Here is a 24,712-nt window from a genome sequence, read left to right on the forward strand (position 1 = left end):
CCGTCCCCATCGCTCAGGTATCGAATTTGGGAAGAGCGAGGGCGCGCAGGCGCAGGGCGTTGCCGATCACCGATACCGAAGACAGGCTCATCGCTGCGGCCGCGATCATCGGGTTCAAAAGCAACCCGGTCCATGGATAGAGGACACCTGCTGCGACCGGTATGCCGAGCGCATTATACGCAAAGGCAAAGAACAGGTTCTGCCTGATGTTGCGCATAGTGGCCCGAGACAGGACGAGCGCCTGAACAACGCCGACGAGGTCGCCGCGCACCAATGTCACGCCCGCGCTTTCGATCGCGACATCGGTACCCGTTCCCATCGCGATGCCGACATGCGAAGCGGCAAGCGCGGGTGCGTCGTTTATGCCGTCGCCGGCCATAGCGACCCGGCGACCCTCGCTCTTCAACTGCTCGATCTTGCGATGTTTGTCCTCGGGCGAGACGTTCGCTTCGACTTCGTCGATACCGACCTGGCTTGCTACCGCACGCGCGGTGGCTTCGCTGTCGCCGGTAAGCATCACGATCTTGATGCCGCGCTCATGCAACGCGGCAATAGCGGTGCGGCTGGTTGCCTTGATCGGATCGGCGACCGCGATAAGGCCTGCCGGTGCCCCGTCCACGGCCACGAACATCACCGTCTGTCCGAGGCTTCGGCCTTCGTCCGCCGTTGACCGCCAGCCTTCTTCGAGCGCCCCCATACGCTCCATCATCTTTTCATTCCCGATCGCGACCAGGCGCTTGTCGACATTTGCCTGGATACCTTCGCCGGTCACGGATTCGATATCGGAAGCGTCGAGAATGGCAGCGCCCCTGTTTTGAGCCCCTTCCACGATCGCGTGGGCGAGCGGATGCTCGCTTCCTCTCTCAACGGCAGCGACAAGGCTCAGCAATTCCTGCTCGTCGAAATTTGGCTGCGGTTTTACGTCGACAAGATCAGGCTTGCCCCGGGTCAGCGTTCCGGTCTTGTCGACGACCAGCGTATCGATCTTTTCCAGCGTTTCGAGCGCTTCGGCGTTCTTGATCAGGATCCCGTGCTGCGCGCCCTTGCCGGTACCGGTCATGATCGACATCGGCGTCGCCAGTCCGAGCGCGCAGGGACACGCGATGATCAGAACGGCGACCGCGTTGACGAGCGCGTAGGCAAGGGCCGGTGCCGGTCCCCAGATGGCCCAGACGACAAAACTCACGATAGCGACAAGGACGACGATGGGTACGAACCATCCGGTGACCTGGTCGGCGAGCCGCTGGATCGGTGCCCGGCTGCGCTGCGCCTCCGCCACCATCTGCACGATCTTCGAGAGCATGGTGTCCGCGCCGACCTGCGTCGCGCGCATGGTGAAGCTGCCGGTCTGGTTGACAGTGCCCCCGATCACGGGATCGCCAGCGCTTTTCTTGACGGGAATGGGTTCGCCACTGATCATGGATTCGTCGATGGCACTGCTTCCATCCTCGAGCGTGCCATCGACGGGGACCTTGTCGCCCGGACGCACGCGCAGCAGGTCCCCCGACGTCAATTCATCGAGCGGTACTTCGCGCTCGTCCCCGCGACCGAAGATCTTCATCGCGGTCGGGGGTGCGAGTTCGAGAAGCGCTCGCAAGGCGCTCGATGTCGATCCGCGCGCCTTGAGCTCGAGCACCTGCCCGAGCAGCACGAGGGTCGTGATAACCGCTGCGGCCTCGTAATAGACGCCGACCCGGCCCGCATGATCGCGGAATGCCTCGGGAAAGATGTCCGGGGCGAGGGTTGCCACAAGGCTGAACAGATAAGCGATGGCAACGCCGAAGCCGATCAGGGTGAACATGTTGAGGTTCATGGTTCGGACTGATTGCAGCGCGCGGGTGAAGAAGGGCCAGCCGCCCCAAAGCACCACCGGAGTGGCCAGCAGAAGCTGCAGCCACTGCGCGGAAGCGGGTTCGATGATCTGATCGAACGGTCGCGACGGGATCATGTCGCCCATCGCATAAGCGAAGAGCGGCAGGGTGAAGAGCGCGCTCCACCAGAACCTTCGCCGCATGTCGACCAGTTCGGGATCGGGACCCTCGTTCAAGGTGACCGTTTCGGGTTCGAGGGCCATCCCGCATATCGGGCAAGAGCCCGGCCCCGGCTGCCGGATCTCCGGATGCATCGGACAGGTGTATATGGTACCTTCCGGGACATGCTCGACAGCATCGAGGTGCGCCTTCGAAAGATACATCTCCGGATCCGCGCGGAACTTGTCGAGGCAGCGCGAGGAGCAGAAGTAATGGTCGCCACCCTCGTGTCGATCGACGAAGCGGGCGCCGTCCATCTTCACGCTCATTCCGCAAACGGGGTCGGTCGCCATACCCTCGATTGCATTGTGCCCATCGCTCATCTGTCGTTCTCCCCTAATTGGCCATCACCACGAACTGCCCCATCATGCCTGCGTCCTCGTGCTCGAGGATATGGCAGTGATACATGTAGGGAGTGTCGGGATCGGTATTTTCTTCGAACCGCAACAGCAGCCTGACCTGTTCACGCGGGTTGACGATTACGGTGTCCTTGAAGCCCGCCTCTTCCGCCCGCGGAGGCCGACCGTCCCGGTCGAGCAAGCGGAACTGCACGTTATGAATATGAAAGGGATGGGCCATCATCGATGCGTTGGCGATTTCCCATATTTCCCACTGACCCACCGGTACGCGCTGATTGATGACGTCCATGTCCATGGTTTCGCCGTTGATCGACATGCCCCGGCCCATCATGCCCATATCGAGCACGAAACGGCGGCTGCGAACGGCGAGTGAGGGGTCTGGCGCAGCAAGCGCGGCCAGAGTGGGCGGGAGCATTACTGGAGTTGACGCGCCTGAGGGGCGCATATCGAGGATCGAAAACGTGCGCCCCTGCCTCTCGCGATCGGCCCGGTTTCCCATCATTCCGCCGCCCATCATACCCCCGCCTTGCCCGCCCATCATGCCCATGGCGTTAGCAGGGCTGCTGGCAATCAGCCGGAGCGGGCGCCCTTCGGAAAGATCGACGATCACTTGTGCGCGTTCGCCTGGGGCAAGGGTAAGACTGCGAACCTCGCTTGGCGCGGCAAGCAGGCCGCCATCGCTTGCGATGAGTTGCATCGGACGATCACCTTCGAGCGAGAAGGTGTAGAACCGCGCATTCGATCCATTGAGAAGCCGCAGGCGCAGCGGACCGGCGGCGGCCTCGAAAACGGCATTGGCCGTTCCGTTCACATAGATGCGCTCACCCATCACCCCCATCATCCGCGAGTGCATATCGAGCGGGTAAACAAGGCGGCCCGCGCCGTCGATCACGCGATCCTGCACGACGAGCGGTATGTCATCTACACCGTACCGGCTCGGCAGATCGAGGCGATCCTCTTCCTCGTCGCGCACGTAGATCGGGGCAGCAAGTCCGGCATAGACCTGTGGTCCGGCCCGGCGATGCAGATGCGAATGATACCAGTATAACGAAGCGCGCTGGCGTATTTCGAAGGACGGGCTCCAGCGCTCGCCGGGCCGTATGAGCTGGTGCGGCCCGCCATCCGCTGTGGCGGGAAGTTCGAAACCATGCCAGTGGACGGTCGCATCTTCGGCAAGCTTGTTGTCGATGTGAAAGCGAACCTGTTCGCCGCGGCGCATTTCGAGGGTCGGGCCGAGATAGGATGCGTCGATACCGATCGTCGGTGACGCCGTGCCGGGCACGAATTCTTTCTCGCCCGGTGTCAGGGACAGGCGAAAGACACGCTCGCCCCGTTCGATCGTTCCTGCCTGTAGCCGAGGTATGGCAAGAGGATTGCTTTCGCCTCCCTGATCGAGCGACATCCTGCTTTGCGTACCGCAACCCAGCAGCGGCAGCGCGGCGAAACCCGTCACCGCGAGGCCGGCGCTCTTGATGAAGTCGCGGCGATCCTTAAAGTCGGGCCTGTCGATACCTGGCATATTCACCTGTTTTTGCGTGGGAGGCACCGGCGCAACCGGGCGCCTCCCACCCACCGTCCTATCGCGGCGTTACCGAGGTAACGACGCTGCCTTCGGTTCCAGTACGAAATTCAAAGGCTATTCCCTCACCGACACTGACCTGTTCGAGGATTTGCGCGTCGGCTTCGAAGGTCATGGTCATCGCGGGCCATCCGATACTTTCGACCGGACCATGCTCGATGGTCACCGTGCCCGCCTCGGAATCGATGGCTGTAACCGTTCCCTCCGCGCTGGCGCTCTGCTCGCCGCCGGTCTCCTCCGCCATCGGCATTTCGCCTGACATGGGCATGCTGTCCGAGTTCGCCATGTCGTCTGACATCATGGTCTCTGAGCTGTCGTCTGCAGCGTCGCAGGCTGCAAGCGCCAGCGGTGCCGCGAGCAGGATCATGTAGGTTGGGGTACGCACTCTTCTTCTCCTTGAGGGTTGGCCGGTTTTTCCGGACGGGGGCGCCGCAACAACAGATAGGCGGCGGGAAGCAGGAACATGGACAGGAGCGGGGCGGTGATCATGCCGCCAACCATCGGCGCGGCGATGCGGCTCATGACTTCCGAGCCCGCGCCGGTGCCGATCAGGATCGGAAAGAGACCCGCAAGGATGACTGCGACGGTCATCGCCTTGGGCCGCACGCGCAGGAGCGCGCCTTCCCGGATGGCCTCGTCTACTTCTTCGGCGCTCAGATCACCGCGTCGCCGCTCCAGTGCGGCTTTCAGGTAAATCAGCATCACTACGCCGAATTCGGCGGAGACGCCGGCGAGCGCGATGAAGCCTACCGCAGTCGCCACCGACTGGTTGTAGCCCATCAGATAGAGCAACCAGTATCCGCCCGTCAGCGCGAAGGGCAGCGTGCCCATGATCAACAAGGCTTCGTCCCAGCGCCGGAAAATGAGATAGAGCAGCAGGAAGATGATCGCGAGCGTCGCGGGAACCACGATCTTCAGTCGTTCATAGGCGCGCGTCAGATATTCGAACTGGCCCGCATAGGACAGGCTGACGCCGGGAGGCAGATCGACCCCCGCGGCGACGGCCTCCTGCAGATCGGCGACCACCGAGGTAAGATCGCGGCCCCGGACGTCGACGTAGATGTAGCTGGTCAGTCGGCCCTGTTCGCTCTTGAGCATGGGCGGACCATCGCTGACGGCGATACGGGCGACAGTGCCGAGCGTGATCTGTTGGCCGGACGGCGTCAGAACCGGCAGGGCCCTGAGATCATCGACGCTGTCCCTGATTTCGCGAGGATAGCGCACATTGATCGGATAGCGCGCCAGCCCCTCTACGGTCCGTGCGACATTGGCACCGCCTATTGCACCAGAGACGATCTGCTGGATGTCGGCAATGTTGAGCCCGTATCGCGCGGCCGCCATCCGGTCGATATCGACATCGACATAGCGACCGCCCGACAGGCGCTCGGCCAGGGCGGAACTCACGCCAGGCACGGTCTTGGCGATACGCTCCACATCGAGTGCAACGCGTTCGAGTTGATCGAGATCGTCGCCTGAAACCTTGACCCCGATCGGGCTCTTGATCCCGGTCGCGAGCATGTCGATCCGGTTGCGGATCGGCGGCACCCAGACATTGGCGAGGCCCGGCACCTGAACGACCCGGTCGAGTTCCTCGACCAGCAGATCGGGCGTCATTCCCTCGCGCCACTCCTCGCGCGGCTTGAAGCGGATCGTCGTTTCGAACATGGTCAGGGGTGCGGGATCCGTCGCCGTATCGGCGCGCCCCGCTTTGCCGAACACCGTTTCCACCTCGGGGACCGACTTGATCAGGCGATCGGTGCGCTGCAGCAGCGCCGAAGCCTCGCCGGGGGAAAGGCCGGGCAGCGCGCTCGGCATATAAAGCAAATCGCCTTCATCGAGCGGCGGGAGGAACTCGCCGCCAAGCCGGGTGAGGGGGATCGCGGTGGTCAGGAAGATCAGCGCCGCGATCACCAGCGTTGCCTTTGGGCGCCGCATGACCCAGTCGAGCCCCGGACGATAGATTTTCGTCAGCCAGCGGTTGAGAAAATTGGAATCCTCCGAAGGGATCTTCCCACGGATCAGCCATCCCATCATTACCGGCACCAGCGTTACCGACAGAATGGCCGCGGCCGCCATGGCATAGGTCTTGGTGAAAGCGAGCGGAGCGAACAACCGCCCTTCCTGCGCCTGCAGGGTGAAGACCGGTAGGAACGACAGCGTAATGATCAGCAGACTGAAGAACAACGCCAGTCCCACTTCCTTCGATGCATCGGCGATGATCCGCCAGCGTTCCTTCACCGCGAGCACGGTATCGGGATTCTCGTGTTCCCATCGCTCGAGATGCTTGTGCGCGTTCTCGATCATGACGACGGCAGCATCGACCATCGCACCGACCGCGATGGCTATTCCGCCCAGCGACATGATGTTGGCATTGACGCCTTGGAAGCGCATCACGATGAAGGCCGCGAGCACGCCCAAAGGCAGGGTGATGATGGCGACAAGTGCCGAGCGCGCGTGCCACAGGAAAAGGGCGCATACGATCGCGACGACGATGAACTCCTCGATCAGCTTGGTCGTCAAATTCTCCACCGAGGCGTCGATAAGCTGCGATCGGTCGTAGGTGGTGACGATCTCGACGCCCTCGGGAAGGCTCGCCTGCAATTCGTCCAGCTTTTCCTCGACCGCCTGGATTGCGCTGCGAGCGTCCGCGCCCTGTCTGAGAACGATGATGCCGCCGGCGACCTCTCCTTCGCCGTTGAGCTCGGCAATGCCGCGGCGCAGCTCCGGCCCGACCTGGATTGTGGCGACATCGCCAAGGGTAACCGGAACCCCGCCAGTTGCAGTCCTGAGGGGAATCTCGCGGAAATCGTCCAGCGTCGTCAGATAGCCCGACGCGCGTACCATGTATTCGGCCTCACCCATCTCGACGATCGAACCGCCGGCCTCCTGGTTGGACGACTGGATGGCGTTTACGATCTCGGCATGCGTGACGCCGAACGATGCCATCCGGTAAGGTTCGAGCACGATCTGGTATTGTTTCACCATACCGCCGACACTCGCGACTTCGGCAATGCCGGGGATCGTCTTGAGCTCGTAGCGCAGAAACCAGTCCTGCAGGCTGCGCAGCCCGGCAAGGTCATGACCGCCCGTGCGATCGACAAGCGCATATTCGTAAATCCACCCCACGCCGGTTGCATCGGGTCCCAGCGTGCTCGTGACGCCATCGGGCAGGCGGTTCTGCACTTGGTTGAGATATTCGAGCACGCGCGACCGTGCCCAGTAAAGGTCGGTACCGTCCTCGAAAATGATATAGACGTAGCTGTCGCCGAACATCGAGTAGCCGCGTACGGTCTTCGCTCCCGGCACCGACAGCATGGTCGTGGCCATCGGGTAGGTCACCTGGTCCTCGACAATCCGGGGCGCCTGGCCCGGATAGTTGGATCGGACGACAACCTGGACATCGGACAGATCGGGCAAAGCATCGACCGGAGTTGTGCGGACGGCCCAGAACCCGCCAAGGGTCACAGCTATGGCGGCGAGGACGATGAAAAGCCGATTGGCGATCGAGGCATCGATAATGCGCGCGATCATTGCCCGGCACTCCTGATGGTCTCGATACGGGGGCCGGCGTCCTGCTGGGTGAAGGTAAAGCGCACTCTATCGCCTTCCTCGAACCCGCTGATCTGCGCTGCATTCTTCGTGCGGAAACTCATCGTCATGGCGGGCCAGTCTAGCCGCGGGACAGGTCCGTGCCGCAGCGTGACGGAGCCATCGGCAATCTTCTCGATCGTCCCCATTGCGCTGAATGTCACTGGTTGGTCTTCACCGTCCCGGTTCGGACCTGCCTCATCGATCGCACGAACATCAAGTCCTGCCAGGCTTGCCTCGGAATCGAGCAGGAACTGGCCCGAGGTCACGACCTCTTCGCCTTGCGAAAGGCCGGCCAGCACTTCGGTCCTGCCTCCCGCCTCACGGCCGATCCGGACTTCGGCAGGCATGAAGCCGCCCTCGTCCTGCTTGATCATGACGATGGTGCGGCGCCCGGTCCGGATCACCGCTTCGGAAGGAACCAGCAGAGCGCGCCGGGTGTCGGGGGTCAGCGAGACCTGCGCGAACATGCCCGGCTTGAGCCGTCCGGAAGGATTGGGCAATTGTGCGCGGACGGTGATTGTCCGGCTGGCATCCTGTGCGCTCGGCAAGATCGCGATGATCGGTCCGGAAAATCTCTCATCGGGAAACGCGGTCAGGGTTGCACTGACAGGTTGGCCGACCCGGATATTCGCTGCTTGTGTTTCGGGCACCGATGCCTCGAGCCAGATCGGCGAGAATCCGGTTATTTCCGCCAGGGTCTGGCCTGCCATCACGGTCATGCCGGGTCGCACGCCGAGCATGGTGATGGCCCCGCCGGTCGGCGCGGTGACCGTGATCGTCGCCTGCGCGCGGCCGGTCCGGCCCACCGATGAAATTTGCCCATTCGACATGCCGAGCAGCCGCATCCGCTCGCGCATGGCCTGTGCAAGCTGTTCATCGCCGCTGTTCAGGACGGCCAGATATTCCTGCTGCGCTCCTCCCCATTCGGGTACGAGAATATCGGCCAGCGGCGCGCCTCGGCTCACCACATCGTCTGGAGCACGCCCATAGGTTCGTTGTACAAAGCCGCCAGCCCTTGGCTGGACAATTGCAACGTCCCGCCCATTGTAAGCGAGAACACCGGTAACGGACACGTCCGGCTCAAGTACGCCGTATTCGGCCTCGGCGGTGCGGATGCCGAAGTTCTGGACAAGCCCCGCGTCGATCTGAACCCCGGAGGTGGCCTCCTCGCCAGCGCATTTGGGAACAAGTTCCATATCCATGAACGGCGATTTTCCAGGCTCGTCGAAACGCTGTCCCGGCACCATCGGATCGTACCAGTAAAGCACGTCCTCACATTCGGCGCTGGATGATCCCCCGTTGCCATTTGCCTGACTTCCGCTCTCACCCCGCTGCGATAACCCGTATCCTGCGGTGACGCTGATCAGGGCGACCGTTGCCGCCATCGTCCAGGATTTCTGGCGCGGCGACAGTTTGTCCCACGCGGCTCCCATTTTGGCTCTCATGGCTGGAACTCCGTATAGGTCAGTCGCAAGGTCGTCGCGGCTTCAACTGTCGCCTCCTCACGCTCAAGGATCTCGATTTGTAGGAGCGCCAGCGCCTTGATCGCTTCGATGACGTCCAGCAGTTCGGCGCGGTTTGCCGCGAAGCTGGCCCTTTCGAGATCAGCCCGGCTTTGGGCGAGGGGTAGCAACTCCTCCGTGGCTCGCTGCCACTGGCGGTATGCGCTGCGCCAAGCGGCAAGGTCGGCCTCGAATTGCGCTTGCAGTTCGCGCAAGCGATCAAGCTGAATTGCTTGCGCTGCGCTTGCTTCGGCTTCAGCAGCGGCAATCCTCGGGTTCTGCCGCCTGCCCGCAAAGATGGGGAGCGTAATCGAGCCCATGACCGAGACGACATCACCGAACATCGGATCGCGCCTGCCATAGCTGACATTGATGCCGAAATCGGGCCGCTTCTCCGACCGGGCAAGATCGATCCTCGCATCTGCCTGTCGAACCTGTGCGATAGCGAGAATGATATCGGGATTAAGCTCTAGGGTCGCCCGGAGTCGCTCGGCATCGACATCCGCCGCGGGGATAGCCCCGGTGGCAACTGCGCCTTGCACAGCAGCATATCGCGCCAACATGGCCCGTGCCGCGTCAAGGTCGCCTTCTAGGCGGGTCCGCATGTCCTCGACTTCCAGTACCGCACGGCGAATTTCGAGGCTCTCAGCCGGCCTGGCCGATCCCGCCGCAACGGCGCTCCGCGCCAAGGGCACCAGCCTTTCGATCTGCCTAAGTGCCTCATCGATAACATTCAGAGCCTGTTGGGTGTACGCGAGCGAAATCCAGGCCTCGCCTGCTCCAAGCCGAGCCGTGAGCTGCGCGCGGGTCAACTGCGCGGAAGCCAGATCTATATCGGCCACTGCCATGCGCGCTCTCGCATGGCGCTCCGCGAGATTGGGTATGTCCTGCTCCACACCGACCTGGATCTGGGTGGGCAGCTGCCGGTCGATCTCGAAGGCTGCCGGGCCTGCCACCGGAAGGTTCTGAATCCCAGCGCGGAGGCGAGGATCTGGTAGTTCGTCAGCTGCATCAGCGACGCTGCGACGTGCATCGAGCTGCAACTCCCGCGCTCGCACCTGTGGCTGTTCGCTAACGGCCGCTCTCAATGCCTCCTCGTAGCCGATTGACTGCGCGTAACTAGCTGGCGCCAAAGCCAGCAGGACCGGAAATGCGGTCCAGCAAATTTTCTGCATGATTTCTAGATTCCGCTAGAGCGCGCGATATAAGCGCGGACGGAACAAACGACCATCGCTAGGCGCGACGGAAAATTCGTTCAGCTTCAGTATGCAGGGCAGTCCCTGGCAATACTCAGAATTGCTCTTGCGGGGGCGGCGGCTCGGGTCCTTGTTCAACGAGAGCCAAAGAATATGCGGCAAATGGGGTGAACAACGAACGCACAGCAATTTTCGTACGTTCGCCTGATGGGGCTGTGATCATGGCCAGTGGAGCGATACAACCGAGGGCCACAAGGCAATCCAGGCGAAGATTTTTGCACGGTCCGGGTTGGTCTTCCGAAGCGGTCGTAGCACCAGTCTCCATGCGCATCTCGTTACACGCCGCCTCGCTTCCCGCCGGTGCTTGCGGCACCGCCGAGGCATGAGCGGCCGACTGGACAAAGAGTCCGCAAGCAATCAGAAAAATTCCAAGAGAGCGCAGTAACTGCATCATCTAACTCTACGGGCGCAGCCGAGCCTCGACAAGCCTTCGGGATCTGTTGTGGTAGAAATCATAAATACGGTCCGCTTGCATGGGACATGAGATCAGCAGGATTCACCGATCATTGTTCGGATGGTGCCTGCCCCGCAGGGAGGCAGCAGGCTTAGGCGAAGACAATCTGGCAAATTGACGTGTGGTGCTCAGGATTACCCTGCCTCTTCATTCGACATCTGTTCCTGTTTCATCTTCATCATTTCATTGCAGTTGCGCATCATGTCCATCATTTGAGCGCGCATTTCCGGATCGTTCATCATCGCCATCATTTCAGCGCGCATCTCGGGGTTGTTCATCATCGCCATCATCCCGGACATGTCACCATCCATGTCCGACATTTCGCCCTGCATTGCACCATGCTCGTGGCTGCTCTCTTGGCCTTGCGAGCTCTCTTGTGGAGCGGGCTGATGATCGACTTGGGATTGCGCGGCCGCAGCTGTTGCGAGACCGGCGGTCGCCAAGGCTCCGAGCGCCGCTAATTTAAAACCATTCATAAAAGTTCCTTTCATTGTTCCGATAAGTTCAGCTTTGCGTCGTAATGCGCAGGAACTGGAAGCGCGCGAACTTGCCGCTCAGGTCACCTGCCTGGGTCATCCGCACATATCTGGCTTGCATTTTTTCCAGGGCGGTGCGGCTTCTGGGCATGTCGGCGTCAATGCGCGGGAGTGCGCTTTCTTCTTATAACCTTTCTCCGCGAATCGAACATTACCCAAAAGATAGGGCTTCCCATCATGGGAAGGTCAAGAGGGGCGTCAGAATAAAAATTGTCGGCGCAGGCTGTTTGCTTTCCTATCGTGGGAAAGTTATCCAGCATGCATGAGCCAACTGCACACAATTGGTGAGGCCGCCGCAGACAGTGGCGTGTCGGCCAAGATGATCAGGCATTATGAGAAAATCGGTCTGATCGGAGCGGCCGAACGCACCGAAGCTGGCTATCGGCTTTACGGCCCTGCCGAAATACATACGCTGCGGTTCATCCGCCGCGCCCGCAACCTTGGCTTTTCGGTAGATGATATCGTCGAATTGCTCGGTCTGTGGCACGACGAGAAAAGAGCCAGCAAGGATGTCCGGGAGGTTGCCGCCGGACACTTGGGTGCTCTGCGCGCCAAGGCGGCAGAAATTCTTTCCATGATCGACGCTCTTGAGCATCTTATCGCGGGTTGCACGAACGATGACCGGCCAGATTGTCCTATTCTCAAAGATCTTTCCAACGATGCCAATCCTGCCTTAGCAAAAGAAGTCGGTCACAAGTTCGGATACCAGCGGGTCTGCTAAAAACAGAGTTGGCGCTGGTCTGTTCTCATGGTTCGCTTCATTTTTGGGTTGGACCAGCAATTGGCTGAGGACGCGTCCGACATTTGACCGGCGAGACACATAAGACTCCTGGAGCGGGCCCGAAGGTGCTGCGTCGTTGTTCGCAAAACCTCAAGCTTGGCCAGTTTCGCGATTGCAGTTTTTTGCCAAGGCGTGGTCTGCCCGTTTGCGAAGTTTAATTCGCAACAAATCTCGGTGTCAGCTCTATTGAGTGGAACATATCCATTCGCTGAAACGATCTTTTCTCCAAGCTCCCGACCTTTTCCCATTCAGCCAATATGAGGGGTTGGAGCAGATGGCTCGTACTGTAAGCGTGACCCATCAGAGACGCACCAAGAACAGCACCTGCGCGACCTCCTTGTGCGGTCCAGGTCGGCACCGAGTTCGCCAATTCGTCGCATGGAGGGGGCTTGACCTTCCAACGATGGGAACCGTTACCTTATGATTTTCTATGATTTGAGCGAAGCTGCCCTGACGGGAAATGCTTTTGCACAGACCGACCGATGAAGGAGTGGAATTATGCATGTTAAGGACATTATGACGAAGGATCCCGCCTGCTGCGACAAGGATGCGAGCGTACAGGATGCAGCGAAGCTCATGGTGGGAAACGACTGCGGAGAGATTCCTGTTGTTGATGACCAAGGCGGTCTGGTGGGTGTCGTCACAGATCGGGACATTTGCTGTCGCGTCGTAGCTGAAGGCAAGTCGCCCGACACCCCGGTGGGGGACATCATGACCCGTTCGGTTGTCACTGTCACGCTGGATACCGAGGTAGATGCATGTTGCTCCACGATGGAGAGCAACCAGGTCCGGCGCGTTCCCGTGATTGATGACGAAGGGAATTGCTGCGGCATGGTTTCCCAGGCTGATATTGCACGGTCCGGTGCCGATGCAAAGACCGCAGAACTCGTCGAGGAAATCTCCAAGCCATCTCAGGAAAAGGCCTCATCGGGTTGTTGCTAGTCCGAGGGCAGCTGCAGGACCGTCCTCCCGCGAGGACGGTTCTGTCTTGAAGAGTAATCCCAAGATCAACGCGATGGAGTAGATTATGGCTAGAGGCGTCGTCCTGATAACCGGTGCAAGCGGATACATTGGGCGCGCTTTGGTTGATCGGTTGAGCGACCAGTACCGCATCATCGGCCTCGATCGCTCGGTCGCGAAAGACGTTCCCGGACTAGAAGCCTCATACGCCATCGACCTCGCGGACGAAGCGTCGGTTGTCGACGCCTTGACCAATGTGCGTGCCGCGCATTCAAACACGATTGCAGCTTGCATTCACCTGGCTGCCTATTTCGACATCACGGGCGAGCCAAACCCGCTGTACACCAATGTCAATGTTGAAGGGTCGCGCAGGCTGATTACGGCACTGCAGGACTTCGATGTCGAACAGTTCATCTATGCAAGCTCGATGCTTGTACACGAGCCCAAACCGCTGCCGGGCGTACGTATCGACGAATCCAGTCCGCTTGGACCGACGTGGCCTTACCCTCAATCGAAGGCCGATGCGGAACAGGTACTGCGCGAGAACCGTGGCGACATTCCGGTTGTGTTCCTGCGGTTTGCCGGGGTCTACGACGACAAGGGGCATTCCGCCTTTCTCGCCGAACAGATTGCCGGCGTCTATGAGCACCGCGTGTCGGCGCATCTGTATCCGGGGATGTTGTGCGCTGCACAATCGGCACTGCATCTTGAAGATCTGATCAAGGCGGTCGAGCAGACTATCGCGCGTCGCGCTGACCTCGAGGACGATTTGCCGATACTTGTCGGCGAGCCCGAAACGCTGGGCTATGCCGAGATACAGGACATCGTCCATTGCCAGATCCACGGCAAGGAATGGACGACAGTGCGCATTCCAAAGAGCGTGGCGAAACTGGGCACGTGGGTTGAGGAAGAAGTCCTTGGCCATGAAGGCTTCGTCAAGCAGTGGATGGTCGATGACGCCAACGCCCATTACATTCTTGATATTTCACGTGCCCGGAACCTGCTGGGGTGGGAGCCAGAGCACTCGCTCCGCGACACACTTCCGATCATCATCGACGCGTTGAAAGCCGACCCGCAGGACTGGTATGAAACGAACAAGCTGAACACGTCCCGCGTGGCCTGGCATCCAAAGCGTTCGGACGCAGAGAAGACCGAACCGGCGCGACCTCAATCGCAAGACACCGATATAGCGCATGATGGGCACCAGATGGACGGCGACATGAACAATATGGACGGCGATATGCGGCATATGGACGGACCCCAGCGCGGTACCCGCTGGACGCAGTTTGCTGTCATCGGACTCGGCCTCTGGCTTGCTGCAAGTCCGGGTGTTTATGACGTCGTATCCGCCGATACTGCCCGTGCGTCGGTCGTAGCGGTCACTCTTGAGCGGGGTTTGCCGTCGATCGAATGGCGGGCCAACGCTCTTGCTCTGAGCGATATGCTGAGCGGGATCGCATTGATGATTTTCGGCGCCATGTCGCTTTCGAAGCGTACCGCATGGCTAGGACAGTGGGCGACAGCCTTTATCGGTATCTGGCTGCTTTTCGCGCCCTTGTTCTTCTGGAGTCCGAGCGCGGCCCAATATCTGACCAATATGCTTGTCGGTACATTGGCAATCGCATTTTCCGTGCTGGTGCCGATGATGCCCGGAATGAGCATGGAAGGGATGATGGACAAGAAGTCCATCCCGCCCGGGTGGACCTACAGTCCCTCGACCGATGCCCAGCGATTCCCGATTGTTGCGATGGGCATTATCGGCCTTTTGATATCGCGCATGCTCACCTCCTACCAGCTTGGCCATATCGATATGGCGTGGGAGCCGTTTTTCTCCGGATTGCTCGCAGATCCCAAGAACGGTACAGAGGAAATCATCACTTCAGATGTATCCAAGGCCTGGCCGATCCCGGATGCCGGGCTTGGAGCGGTCAGCTATGTGCTTGAAATCCTGATGGCGGTCATGGGAACCCGCGCACGCTGGCGCACCATGCCGTGGATGGTCACCTTCTTCGGCATTCTGGTCATTCCGCTGGGTGTGGTGAGTATCTATTTCGTGATCATTCAGCCGATCGTGATCGGAACGTGGAGTACGCCGGCGCTGATTGCTGCCCTTGCGATGCTTATCATGATCCCGTTCTCTCTCGATGAAGTCATCGCCATGGGGCAGTATCTCTACTGGTCGAAAAAGGAAGGAAAACCGCTCGTCCGAACCTTCTTCAAGGGCGGCGCGGTGGCACACGGCGAAATCGACGATACCGACTATATGACCGATGCGCGCTCGATCTGGAACAACACGGTGCGCGGCGTGACCTTCCCGTGGACCCTGATGGCCAGCACGGCTCTGGGAGCCTGGCTGATGCTGACAAGGATAACGCTTGGCAGCGAGGGGGCGATGGCCAACAGCGATCACGTGGTGGGTGCTTTGGTGATTACGGTGGCAATCATCGCGACTGCGGAAGTCGCGCGCACCCTGCGCTTCATAAACGCTGCATTAGGTGCTTGGCTTGTCGCAGCGCCATTCCTCCTAGCGGGAGCGTCGTCTGCCGGAACGGTGGCGTCGGTTGCGGTCGGCCTGCTTTTGATCGGACTGAGCCTGCCTCAAGGCAAGCGTAGCGGTGAGCATTATGCTGGCTGGGATCGGTTTGTCGTATGACCGGTTGACCCGAGCAAAGCGGATCTGGCGCTCGTCCTTTAGGAACAGGATGAAGACGAGGTCGGACCCGCATTCTTCTCAGAGCATCGCTAGAAATGTGCCCTGAGTACCCACAAAATAAGTAGGAGTATTTTACATGACCCTTTCAATTGGCTCGACAGCCCCCGATTTCACAGCCCAGACCACACAAGGAAACATTCACTTCCATGATTGGATGGGTGACAGCTGGGCAATCCTCTTTTCCCATCCCAAGGCATTTACACCGGTTTGCACGACCGAGCTTGGTTATATGGCCGGGCTTGGCGAGGAATTTGCCAAACGCAACACCAAGATTATTGGCCTTTCGGTCGACAGCAGCCAGGATAATCGCGATTGGCTTCCCGATATCGAGGAGGTGAGTGGAAATAAGGTCGACTATCCCGTGGTCGGCGACAGCGACCTTCAGGTCGCCAAGCTTTATAATATGCTGCCGGCCGACGAAGCGGGTAATGCAGATGGGCGAACCGCAGCCGATAACGCCACCGTCCGCGCTGTCTATATCATCGGGCCAGACAAGAAAATTCGCGCCATGCTGCTTTATCCGATGAGCAGCGGGCGGAATTTCGATGAAGTGCTCCGGCTGCTGGATTCGGTCCAACTCACCGAACGCAAGGGTGTAGCGACACCGGTTAATTGGCAGAAGGGTGATGATGTGATCATTCCGCCTTCCTTGTCGGACGAAGATGCGAAAGCCAAATATCCCGATGGCTGGGACGAAAAGAAACCGTATTTGCGTGTGATCCAAGAACCGATCGACTAATTGCGCGAACAGGTTGCCAGCAATTGCATGTCGGCGTGAATAGAGCATGCTCATGCTAGAATTTGAGCGCGTCGCCACACCTGCGAGTGGATCTATCTGTTCGATATATAGATTGGCAAGAAGCGTAAGCGATTAGGTGTACGGTGAAACCAAATCCGGTCCTGATCGGTTTTCTCCTCGTTAATCGAATGGCTGCCCCACCTCCCCCTGAACCCTGCGGATCGCAGGTGTCCCGGGGCCGTTCAGGAACCCCGCGCTTCACCCAAGCCTGGCGCGGGGTTCCGTCTCTCAGGTACAATAGCTGTTGAGCGCGGCTATGTTGGTCAAAGGACTGCGGCGTCCGCCGAGCTTGGACACCTCAGCTGCGTGACGGGGTTGAGGAGCTGTCAGAAAGTTTGACGCAATTGACCTCGACCTTCATTTGGTGGAGGGCTATGCCACATCCGCGAAATACAATGAACCCTCGCGTGTGAAGCCTCTGTTCGAAAGAGTACTATGGCAGACCTATTTGAAGACTTCATATGGGTAAGGGCCGTTCGTGGTTGCTAGTCGCTTGATGGCCGAACCGACTCATGCTGTCGAACCACTACCTTTGCACGACGGCAAGACGACCGTTGTTAGCATCATAAGCAGTTCGGCTGCTGTTTTGGCAGCTTGCTCTTGCTGCATTCTACCGATGGTGCTGGTTGCCGCCGGGCTGAGTGCGAGCCTGAGCAGTGTTTTGGCACCTCTGGGTTCGCTCCATTGGCCAATGACCGCATTTTCGATGATTGCGGTGGCGGCTAGTTGGCTCATTGTTCTGCGCAAGTATCGGCATAAGAGTCATTGCCACTCCCGGGCCGCAGTTAAATGGCTCAAGAACCGTCAGATAATTTTGCTCCTGGTTGCAACCGTGATGAGCTTCATCGCGGCCGCCTGGGGCTATTTCGAGCCAACTCTCATGAAAGCATTTATGTAATCCGAGGTTCTGAGAGAACGACACTCGGATTGGCTCCTTTTACTGCGATAGCGAAACTTTGCGGGGGTCTATAAAGCGCCACCGGACAATGAGGGTTCAGACGATCTTCTGCGCGCAACGTCCTACAGACAAATGCGCCTTGGCAATGTTCGAGGGGAAGCATTTTCGGAATCGAGCGAAAAAAAAGCGGTCTTAATTGCGACAGGTTCAAAAAAGCTCCCCAATCCCGAAGGACTCCAATTCGATTGTCATCCCGATGTGGTTCTGATGATAGCCTCCCGGTTCGTTCAAATGATTGGGAATGCGGATAGCGCGCAATAGCCCGCACATGGCTCCGCGGTGGCCAAGGCAATCCAACCTATCCCTGCGGTGATTTCCCGCCGAGCTCGTGCAGTCGCTCGACAGCATCTTCAGAGCAATTTCCGCATTTCAGATTGGTAGGCACGGCCACGTCGATTTTTTCAAGGTAGGGCAGGTCCAGCACGGCCCTGATCTGCTGAAATTCGAAAAAGTGAGACATCGCCATTCAAGCGGGGGTTGCGTTTGCCTGCCTGTATGATCGTCGAGACGCGCCCCCCTGCACAATCAAGCGCAGGATAGACCAGCGTGTCTTCCGGTAGGCCAAACAGCTTTCGCGCACGGCCCTGAAGGGATCGCGGGTTGGCCATTTTCGAGGTTTTCCAGCTTTTTAGCCCTGCGCGTTTGTCCATGCGCCCATGGAGCCCAGATAGACGTCGAGGTGTTTGAAGCCTTGGCTTGCGAGCCAGCCCGCTGCTACGCTCGCCCTCATGCCGCTGGCGCACATCAAAGTGTAATGACGGTCGCGATCGAGCTCTTTCCAGCGGGTGTTGAGCTCGCCGACATAGACATGTTCGGATTCATCGATGCTGCCTTGCTGCCGTTCGTCAAGGGCGCGCACGTCGAGCAAGGTCCAATCTTCGCTGTCCTCAGCGAGCCTGCGTGCGACTTCCTCGGTGTCGATCATGGCAATACTTTGCATCGCTTTGCCCTGTGCGGCGGCTGGGATCACGCCGACATAACCGCCGACAATATTATCGAGACCAATGCGCACCAAATGCGCCATAGCTTGAGCGAGCTCGTCTTCTTCGGAAGCGATTAGGGCTATCGTGTCGCCTTCGCTGATGAACCACCCGGCAAAGGCGGGTATCATTCCCACTGGAAGGCACACGGCACCCTGCATATGACCGGCGGCATAGGCGAGCGGCTCGCGTACATCGACCAGGTGATCGGCGCCGCTCTCGCCGAGGTCTTCCAGCCCCAGAAGCCTTGGCCGCATGACTCGCGGCGCGGCATTGGCGCCTTCGAGATTGAGCCGCTCCATTAGCCGAAAATAAGGTGGCTGGTAATGATGCTCTTCTACCTTCGCCCTGATGAACTCGTCGCGGTCAGCAATGCGCAGCCGCGGGTTGTTGCGCCGCTCATGGCCGATTGTCGAGAATTCCCGGTCTGCCATTTCGGACCCGCAAACTGATCCGGCACCGTGCGCCGGGTATATGATTGTCTGGTCACCCAGAGCGCAAATCTTTTGCAATGAATCGTACAGGAGGCCCGCGACCTCCCGCGCGCGCTCGGGATAGAAATCGGTTCGGCCGACGTCGCCCACGAAGAGCGCATCGCCGGTGAACACGCCGACCGGTCCTTCGGGATAATCGTCGTCGTGAAAGACGAAGGCGAGATGATCGTCGGTGTGACCGGGGGTTTCGAGCACTTCGACCCTGATCTTACCGATCTCGAAAACATCGCCCTCTCGCGCGGTGTCGGCGAACACAACCTCATCCGCAGGGTTTGGACCGTGCAGAACCCGGGCGCCGGTCATTTTGGCCAGTACCGGCGATCCCGTGATGAGATCCTCATTCCTGTGCGTTTCGAAGATATGCGTGATCTCCAGCCCTTCGGCGCGGGCTCGCTCGAGATATATCTCGCAGTCGCGGCGCGGATCGATGACCGCTGCCTTGCCCTGCGAACCGATCAGATAGGAAAGGTGCGAAAGGCCGGGGGTCTTTATCTTCTCAAGCAGCATATCTTACCTCGTTGTTGGAATGTTTCCGCAAGTCCGCATCGATCTAGTCGATCCCGAGTTCGGCTTTGAGTGCCGAGACATTCTCGAAGCGGTCTGCTTCTGGACGGGCGATAGCGGGCTTGGCGTTGACCCAGGTGTTCTCGCAGACGAATTCGAGCATCGCTGCCGCGAGGTCGGCATGCCGGCAACGAAAGCAACCCTCGGCAAGACGCTCGTCGGAGATGACGGCTTCGCCCGTATAGGGTTCGTCGAGAAGCCAGCCCGGTCGCGCCGCCGTCCATTCCAGGCCTTTCGCGCGCTCCAGAAGATCTTCCATGACACGCATCTGTTCGAGAATATTGTGCAAGGCTGGTCTTGCTGTGAGCTCGAACCATGCAGGAACGCTGGGCTGCGGCTCTACGAACGCCGCCGATATCACGACGATCCGGGAAATGCCGGTCGCCGACATCGCTTCCACAAGCCTGCGGGTTCCCTCCGTGTAAAGCGGAGGCGGATCGATCGCCGTGGATGGGCTAAATCCTATACCGAGTGCGGAAATAACAGCACGGCAACCTTCGATCTCGCTGCTGAAGTCGTCATTGAGTACATCGCACTGGAGGTACTCGACATTGTCGGCCCGGTCCGATGGTTCGGGCAAGGTGTGCTCGAACGCTCGTACCGCGATGCCCTTGCGGACCGCATGGCGCAATATTTCCGTGCCGGTCTTTCCTCCGGCACCGAAGACCGCAAGGGGGGCTGCATCGCTCACAGGCTCAGCTTCCACTGTAGCACCTCATTATAAATTCGGCCGCGCGTGCCGGGCCGATCATGATCATGGAGCAGGCACCGACGGAAGCCGGCGCCCGCTCGCTCGTGTTCACGCTTCGCTGTTGCCGCAGGTCGTGTACCCCCAGAACCCGAACTCGTCCTTCATCCGGGGGCCGGCGACGATGAGCTCCTGCATCTGCAGGCCAGCGTCTCCTTCGTCATCGAGAAGGCGCGTACGGATACGAAGCTCACCATCCGCATACTCTTCCGAGCCGCTTGCCGTCACGGGGATCAGTTTGCCATTGATCTTGATCGCCCCGCGACCGCTGTTGTCGTAGACGAATGACGGGAACGCGACCTCGGTCAGGCGGAACTGGCACGTGTTCTCGGCTCCCAGCGCGGCGAGGTCCGCGTCGCTCATGGTCTCGGGCAGCATGAGGCCGGGGCTGAGATTGGCAAGAGCGCTCGCAGCGCTCTCTATCGGAGCTGCCGTTGCCGGAGGATCGAGCTGTGCTTCGCGGTCATTACCGATCGCGGTGTTGGTATTGCAGGCCGCCAGCGGAAGGGCTGCAAGAGTCAGAAGTGCGATCTTGTTCATTGCTGCATCTCCTCGGGCAGGCGCTCTTCGGTGCGCGGACCGTTCTCCTCGATGTCCTGGATGAGATATTTCATCTCGGCGATCTCACGCCGCTGCGCGACGATGATGGCCTGCGCAAGTTCGCGAACCCGCGGATCCTTCAGGCTCGCTCTCTCGCTGGTCATGATCGCGATCGAGTGATGCGGGATCATCGCGGCCATGTATTCGGTGTCGTCGACCGTTGTCTGGCTGCGTACGAGCCATAGCGCGAGCGCGAAGACGAGGGCTCCGACACCCAGGATGATGAAGTTCTTGGTCCGGTCCTTGTACATGCCCCACATGAAGAGAAGCATGACCACCATCATCGTCGCGCCCATGACGAACATCATCCAGAAGCGCGTCTCGCTCCAGAACACGTCGTCCATGTCGAAGCTGTTGGCGTACATCAGGAAGAACATGATCACGGTCGAGGTCGATACCATGGCCATGAACCGCCAGTAGTTGCCGCCCCCTCCCTTATCCGAGTGGGATGTGCTTTCAGTCATGCGTTTTCTCCTTCCTTCATCATGGTCCAGAACAATTGTGCCGAGCAGCTGATGAGCGCGAAGCCGGTCAAGGCTTCGACGCCGGCAATGACGCGCAAGTGCTCGGTCGGGTAGATGTCGCCGAGCCCCAGTGTGGTCACGTTGATCAGCGAGAAATAGAAATAGTCCATCGCACTCATCGTCGGCGTCTTGTCGAACCCGCCGAGGCCCAGCTCCGCGCCCAGCCAGAAACCGCCAGCGAAAAGCGTCGCGACAAGCAGGTGCGATGCCAGGACGAGAAGCGCGACACCAAGCTTGGCAGAGAAATTTCGGCGTGCGTCGAGCATGCGATGCCCGACACCGAGAATCGACAGATGCGCGCCGACCGAAGCCAGAAAAAGTGCAATGGCGAGCACAACTGCGGCGATCATCTATAATCTCCATCGTGAGTGGCAGGCATTTCACGAAGCGCGGGATTTCGACGGAGATAGAACCATTCGGCTCCGAACACTGCGGCGATGCCTGCGACCGCATAGGCGACGACCGCAGGGTCGGTTTCGAGCTTGGCGAGGGCAAAAGCTGTCAGGACTACGCCGTCCGCCACGAGCGCCGACCAGAGGATCCAGGCACGCGCGCCAATCTCTTCCCGCAAACCGCGCAGCACGCCCCAATGCACGAGCATATCCATTACGAGATAGAAAAACGCTCCGAGCGAGGCGATCCGCGAAAGATCGAACAGGACCGCGAGCGTGCCTGCGACAACAACAGTATAGACCAGCATGTGACTGCGGATCGGCCCGCTCATGCCAAAATGACTATGCGGGACCATCTTCATCTCGGTCAGCATCGTCAGCATTCGCGAAACGGCGAAAACACTGGCGATGACACCCGAGGTCGTGGCTGCGATCGCGATTGCGACTGTGAAATAGAAGCCAAGCTCTCCGAGCGCGGGGCGCGCAGCCGCCGCAAGCGAATAATCGCGCGCCTCAGCTATTTCTGACGCGCTGAGGCTGGCACCGACCGCCACCGCGACAAGGAGGTAGACGACCACGCATATTGCGATCGAGATGATTATGGTTCGACCGACATTCCGGTGCGGATTGATGATTTCACCGCCACTGTTGGTGATGGTGGTGAAACCTTTGAAAGCAAGGATCGAGAAGGCGACCGACGCGAGCAGCGCGTCGAGGCCCGAAAGCGCGACCGGCTCTGAGAAGGCACCGTCCGAAAATCCGCTGGCCCAGATCGCCGCAATCGCGAACAGGGCGATGCCGCCGATCTTGATCGCCGACATAATGAGCGAAAATCCGCTGACCGATTTGTTGCCGGCGGCATTCACGAAATAGGCGAAGACGATGAGCGCCAGTGCCGCGACGGAAACCAGAATGCCGCTGCTCTCGAGCCCAAAGGGCCGCAAGGCATAGGTCGCGAAGGTTCGAGCGACCAGGCTTTCGTTGATGACCATCGACAGCGCCATCAGGAGCGATGCCGAGGCTGCCACGACGCCTGGTCCGTAGGCTTTCTGAAGGATCATCGCGATGCCGCCCGAGGAGGGCCAGCGGTTCGACATCTTGATGTAGCTGTAGGCGGCGAGCGAAGTAACCAGCGCGCCGGCAATAAACGAAAGCGGAAATAGCGGTCCAGCCAGTTCGGCAATCTGGCCAGTCAGTGCGAAGATACCGGCGCCGATCATGACGCCGGTTCCCATCGCGACGCCGCCCAGCAATGTTATCGAGGCCGCACTCTCGTTATGTTGATCGTCGCCATCTGTCTGCAAGTCTTTCCCCTGTCGATGTCCTCCCGTCCGAGAAACATCACGCCAGACAGTACGTTGCGTAGCGCCTCACCCCTCAAAAAAGTTTCGACATGGTGCGCGCCTGCCCCAGGGGGCGGTTTGGCAAGATAGGGAGTCCGCTTTTCGCGAGGCTTCTCTCAGCACAAGGTGCGTCGATAGGAGGCGACGCGTATCGCCAGGGTGGCCCACTGTGAATTTTCTCTAGCAGGTCTCGCGAGAGGTAACTGGCCCTGTTCGATCAATCTGACGTGCCCAGCAGCCGGATTAAGCTCGACCGGGGGATCGATTGCGCAAATGTGCCTGCGCTTCGCGCACGTCGAGCTCACGCGTGCTGTTTCCGATACGTAACATCAGGCGCGCGGTACCTCCCTCTACGAGGTAGACAGGATCAGCGCTCCTTTCAGCAATGACCCGGCATACCGTCTTCTCTGTCATTTCGTGAAAACGGCAATGGACCAAAGCGCACGCGTGACCGCCGAAACCATCCTTCACGAGGTCCATCACAAGGCGCTCGAACCCATCCCGATTGGCATGTTTGAGTGTCTGCATATCGGCTTCAATGCCAGTGATGTTCCCATCGTCTCCAACCCCGATAAGCAGTGTTCCGCCCTCATGGTTGAGAAAGCCGGCAACCGTTTTGAGTACGACCTGCTGGAGTGACCGGTTGACCCGGTTCTCACGCCTGTCCCACCGCAAGGACGATTTGAATTCCAATCGCTCGCCCTCGCCGCGTGCGATAAGAAGCGGCAATTCCTCGTCGAGTTCGCGTTCGAGAAAAAGTACCTTGGACTGAGCTCGCGCCAACCGCATGTGATACATGCCAAATCCCAGACCAAGGGCGCCGCCGATCACCGCGTAGATGGCGCTCATGGGAAGCATTTCGAACGCGAAAGCATTTACCAGCCGGCCGATCATGAACCCAATGGCAGTATTGCTGCCGGTGTCGTGCGACGGACCGAACTCGTACCAGAAGACGAGGGTGGTTACCGGATGGAGGATCGTGATGCCGAGGGCAGCACCAAGAACCGCATGGGCGGTTAGCGTTCGAGCGCTATGTGAAGGCTTTGTCCTGTAGATCGCGCATTCCCTTTTTTCGTTTTTTCAGGCTACCGGCCTAATGGCTTCGCATGCAAAACGTCTTGTCCCGCGAAGGGCATCGGGAAATCAGACCGAATTACCAGTTCGTCTCCGGAAATACCGATAGAGCGGAACCGCGATGAGTGCGATGTACCAGCCATAGAGAAAGCTCCCCACCGCTCCGGCGAGGAACCCGCGCGGCGTTAGCCATTCGAACCATGGCAGCAACGGAGCCCAGGCTTCATGCATGTGAAAACGCTCGGGCGCGAGGACTCCAAAGGCAATGCAAAGGAGATAGCTGACAAGCAGGAACACGCTAAGCGTCCAGCCCCATGCGAATATCGAGCTCTTGATTGATCCTTTTACCATCGCATTTCTCCCACTTCGTGCGTGCTGAAATCATGCAATTGGACGGGTCCGGGGCGGTGGGGGCAGCCAGCCCCGGACCCTGCGAGAATTCGATAGGCTTCTTACCGCCTGTCCCGGTTTTACC

Annotated in this window: 20 protein-coding genes; 5 read left to right on the forward strand and 15 right to left on the reverse strand. The window is 59.5% G+C overall.

What is annotated here, in order from left to right; genetic code table 11:
- Positions 1 to 13 precede the first annotated feature (13 nt).
- From P8R33_RS10170 to P8R33_RS10200, 7 genes are all read right to left on the reverse strand, one after another.
- Positions 14 to 2,353, reverse strand: a complete 2,340-nt coding sequence (locus tag P8R33_RS10170; protein WP_278328884.1) for a heavy metal translocating P-type ATPase — start codon at positions 2,351 to 2,353, stop codon at positions 14 to 16.
- 13 nt (positions 2,354 to 2,366) lie between these two features.
- Positions 2,367 to 3,908 (reverse strand): multicopper oxidase family protein, encoded by a 1,542-nt coding sequence (locus P8R33_RS10175; RefSeq protein WP_278328885.1) that lies wholly within the window; start codon positions 3,906 to 3,908, stop codon positions 2,367 to 2,369.
- A gap of 58 nt (positions 3,909 to 3,966) precedes the next feature.
- Positions 3,967 to 4,353, reverse strand: coding sequence for a copper-binding protein (locus tag P8R33_RS10180; protein WP_225082053.1), 387 nt, complete (start codon positions 4,351 to 4,353; stop codon positions 3,967 to 3,969).
- Positions 4,332 to 7,499, reverse strand: coding sequence for an efflux RND transporter permease subunit (locus tag P8R33_RS10185; RefSeq protein WP_278328886.1), 3,168 nt, complete (start codon positions 7,497 to 7,499; stop codon positions 4,332 to 4,334). The genes P8R33_RS10180 and P8R33_RS10185 overlap by 22 nt, the downstream gene beginning before the upstream one ends.
- Positions 7,496 to 8,992: an efflux RND transporter periplasmic adaptor subunit gene (locus P8R33_RS10190; protein WP_119511744.1), complete on the reverse strand. Its 1,497-nt coding sequence runs from the start codon at positions 8,990 to 8,992 to the stop codon at positions 7,496 to 7,498. Before P8R33_RS10190 ends, P8R33_RS10185 begins: the two co-directional genes overlap by 4 nt.
- An 8-nt stretch (positions 8,993 to 9,000) precedes the next feature.
- Positions 9,001 to 10,236 carry a TolC family protein gene (locus P8R33_RS10195; RefSeq protein WP_278328887.1) on the reverse strand — a complete coding sequence of 412 codons (1,236 nt, stop codon included), beginning with the start codon at positions 10,234 to 10,236 and terminating at the stop codon, positions 9,001 to 9,003.
- A gap of 669 nt (positions 10,237 to 10,905) precedes the next feature.
- Positions 10,906 to 11,247 (reverse strand): hypothetical protein, encoded by a 342-nt coding sequence (locus P8R33_RS10200; RefSeq protein ID WP_147391751.1) that lies wholly within the window; start codon positions 11,245 to 11,247, stop codon positions 10,906 to 10,908.
- A gap of 322 nt (positions 11,248 to 11,569) precedes the next feature.
- Between P8R33_RS10200 and P8R33_RS10205 the strand changes: the two genes are divergently transcribed.
- From P8R33_RS10205 to P8R33_RS10225, 5 genes are all read left to right on the forward strand, one after another.
- Positions 11,570 to 12,028 carry a MerR family DNA-binding protein gene (locus P8R33_RS10205; RefSeq protein WP_278328888.1) on the forward strand — a complete coding sequence of 153 codons (459 nt, stop codon included), beginning with the start codon at positions 11,570 to 11,572 and terminating at the stop codon, positions 12,026 to 12,028.
- Between the two features lie 558 nt (positions 12,029 to 12,586).
- Positions 12,587 to 13,030 (forward strand): CBS domain-containing protein, encoded by a 444-nt coding sequence (locus P8R33_RS10210; protein ID WP_119511740.1) that lies wholly within the window; start codon positions 12,587 to 12,589, stop codon positions 13,028 to 13,030.
- An 85-nt stretch (positions 13,031 to 13,115) separates the two neighbouring features.
- Complete coding sequence (locus P8R33_RS10215) at positions 13,116 to 15,701, forward strand: NAD-dependent epimerase/dehydratase family protein (protein ID WP_278328889.1); 2,586 nt, start codon at positions 13,116 to 13,118, stop codon at positions 15,699 to 15,701.
- 136 nt (positions 15,702 to 15,837) lie between these two features.
- Positions 15,838 to 16,500 (forward strand): peroxiredoxin, encoded by a 663-nt coding sequence (locus tag P8R33_RS10220; RefSeq protein ID WP_119511738.1) that lies wholly within the window; start codon positions 15,838 to 15,840, stop codon positions 16,498 to 16,500.
- Positions 16,501 to 17,056: 556 nt separating this feature from the next.
- A complete protein-coding gene (locus tag P8R33_RS10225) occupies positions 17,057 to 17,458 on the forward strand; it encodes a hypothetical protein (RefSeq protein ID WP_156323799.1) in 402 nt (133 codons plus the stop codon).
- A gap of 688 nt (positions 17,459 to 18,146) precedes the next feature.
- On the opposite strand, the gene P8R33_RS10230 is transcribed toward P8R33_RS10225, so the two are convergent.
- The 8 genes from P8R33_RS10230 to P8R33_RS10265 form a co-directional block, all read right to left on the reverse strand.
- Positions 18,147 to 19,499: an MBL fold metallo-hydrolase gene (locus tag P8R33_RS10230; protein WP_278328890.1), complete on the reverse strand. Its 1,353-nt coding sequence runs from the start codon at positions 19,497 to 19,499 to the stop codon at positions 18,147 to 18,149.
- 43 nt (positions 19,500 to 19,542) lie between these two features.
- On the reverse strand, positions 19,543 to 20,247 hold the full coding sequence (locus P8R33_RS10235) for an NAD(P)-dependent oxidoreductase (RefSeq protein ID WP_278328891.1): 705 nt from the start codon (positions 20,245 to 20,247) through the stop codon (positions 19,543 to 19,545).
- 108 nt (positions 20,248 to 20,355) lie between these two features.
- Entirely contained in the window at positions 20,356 to 20,844 is a 489-nt protein-coding gene (locus P8R33_RS10240; RefSeq protein ID WP_278328892.1) for a DUF6692 family protein, read from the reverse strand.
- Positions 20,841 to 21,368: a DUF305 domain-containing protein gene (locus P8R33_RS10245; protein ID WP_182849627.1), complete on the reverse strand. Its 528-nt coding sequence runs from the start codon at positions 21,366 to 21,368 to the stop codon at positions 20,841 to 20,843. Before P8R33_RS10245 ends, P8R33_RS10240 begins: the two co-directional genes overlap by 4 nt.
- Positions 21,365 to 21,778, reverse strand: a complete 414-nt coding sequence (locus tag P8R33_RS10250; protein WP_278328893.1) for a potassium channel family protein — start codon at positions 21,776 to 21,778, stop codon at positions 21,365 to 21,367. Before P8R33_RS10250 ends, P8R33_RS10245 begins: the two co-directional genes overlap by 4 nt.
- The gene (locus tag P8R33_RS10255; protein WP_278328894.1) at positions 21,775 to 23,124 is read right to left on the reverse strand and encodes an APC family permease; all 1,350 of its coding nucleotides are present in this window, start codon (positions 23,122 to 23,124) and stop codon (positions 21,775 to 21,777) included. Before P8R33_RS10255 ends, P8R33_RS10250 begins: the two co-directional genes overlap by 4 nt.
- Positions 23,125 to 23,406: 282 nt before the next feature.
- Positions 23,407 to 24,057 (reverse strand): AlbA family DNA-binding domain-containing protein, encoded by a 651-nt coding sequence (locus tag P8R33_RS10260; protein WP_123880436.1) that lies wholly within the window; start codon positions 24,055 to 24,057, stop codon positions 23,407 to 23,409.
- Positions 24,058 to 24,306: 249 nt separating this feature from the next.
- The gene (locus P8R33_RS10265; protein WP_054527892.1) at positions 24,307 to 24,588 is read right to left on the reverse strand and encodes a DUF5676 family membrane protein; all 282 of its coding nucleotides are present in this window, start codon (positions 24,586 to 24,588) and stop codon (positions 24,307 to 24,309) included.
- Positions 24,589 to 24,712: the final 124 nt, after the last annotated feature.

The organism is Qipengyuania flavescens, from assembly GCF_029688735.1.
Lineage (GTDB): Bacteria > Pseudomonadota > Alphaproteobacteria > Sphingomonadales > Sphingomonadaceae > Qipengyuania.

What these genes read in the sequence shown, in the direction of transcription:
- P8R33_RS10265 (WP_054527892.1), bottom strand. Translation starts at nt 24,588, where the DNA reads ATGGTAAAAGGATCAATCAAGAGCTCGATATTCGCATGGGGCTGGACG.
- P8R33_RS10220 (WP_119511738.1), top strand. Translation starts at nt 15,838, where the DNA reads ATGACCCTTTCAATTGGCTCGACAGCCCCCGATTTCACAGCCCAGACC.
- P8R33_RS10245 (WP_182849627.1), bottom strand. Translation starts at nt 21,368, where the DNA reads ATGACTGAAAGCACATCCCACTCGGATAAGGGAGGGGGCGGCAACTAC.
- P8R33_RS10175 (WP_278328885.1), bottom strand. Translation starts at nt 3,908, where the DNA reads ATGCCAGGTATCGACAGGCCCGACTTTAAGGATCGCCGCGACTTCATC.
- P8R33_RS10215 (WP_278328889.1), top strand. Translation starts at nt 13,116, where the DNA reads ATGGCTAGAGGCGTCGTCCTGATAACCGGTGCAAGCGGATACATTGGG.
- P8R33_RS10230 (WP_278328890.1), bottom strand. Translation starts at nt 19,499, where the DNA reads ATGCTGCTTGAGAAGATAAAGACCCCCGGCCTTTCGCACCTTTCCTAT.
- P8R33_RS10240 (WP_278328892.1), bottom strand. Translation starts at nt 20,844, where the DNA reads ATGAACAAGATCGCACTTCTGACTCTTGCAGCCCTTCCGCTGGCGGCC.
- P8R33_RS10200 (WP_147391751.1), bottom strand. Translation starts at nt 11,247, where the DNA reads ATGAATGGTTTTAAATTAGCGGCGCTCGGAGCCTTGGCGACCGCCGGT.
- P8R33_RS10225 (WP_156323799.1), top strand. Translation starts at nt 17,057, where the DNA reads ATGGCCGAACCGACTCATGCTGTCGAACCACTACCTTTGCACGACGGC.
- P8R33_RS10210 (WP_119511740.1), top strand. Translation starts at nt 12,587, where the DNA reads ATGCATGTTAAGGACATTATGACGAAGGATCCCGCCTGCTGCGACAAG.
- P8R33_RS10170 (WP_278328884.1), bottom strand. Translation starts at nt 2,353, where the DNA reads ATGAGCGATGGGCACAATGCAATCGAGGGTATGGCGACCGACCCCGTT.
- P8R33_RS10185 (WP_278328886.1), bottom strand. Translation starts at nt 7,499, where the DNA reads ATGATCGCGCGCATTATCGATGCCTCGATCGCCAATCGGCTTTTCATC.
- P8R33_RS10190 (WP_119511744.1), bottom strand. Translation starts at nt 8,992, where the DNA reads ATGGGAGCCGCGTGGGACAAACTGTCGCCGCGCCAGAAATCCTGGACG.
- P8R33_RS10250 (WP_278328893.1), bottom strand. Translation starts at nt 21,778, where the DNA reads ATGATCGCCGCAGTTGTGCTCGCCATTGCACTTTTTCTGGCTTCGGTC.
- P8R33_RS10195 (WP_278328887.1), bottom strand. Translation starts at nt 10,236, where the DNA reads ATGCAGAAAATTTGCTGGACCGCATTTCCGGTCCTGCTGGCTTTGGCG.
- P8R33_RS10260 (WP_123880436.1), bottom strand. Translation starts at nt 24,057, where the DNA reads ATGATCGGCCGGCTGGTAAATGCTTTCGCGTTCGAAATGCTTCCCATG.
- P8R33_RS10205 (WP_278328888.1), top strand. Translation starts at nt 11,570, where the DNA reads ATGAGCCAACTGCACACAATTGGTGAGGCCGCCGCAGACAGTGGCGTG.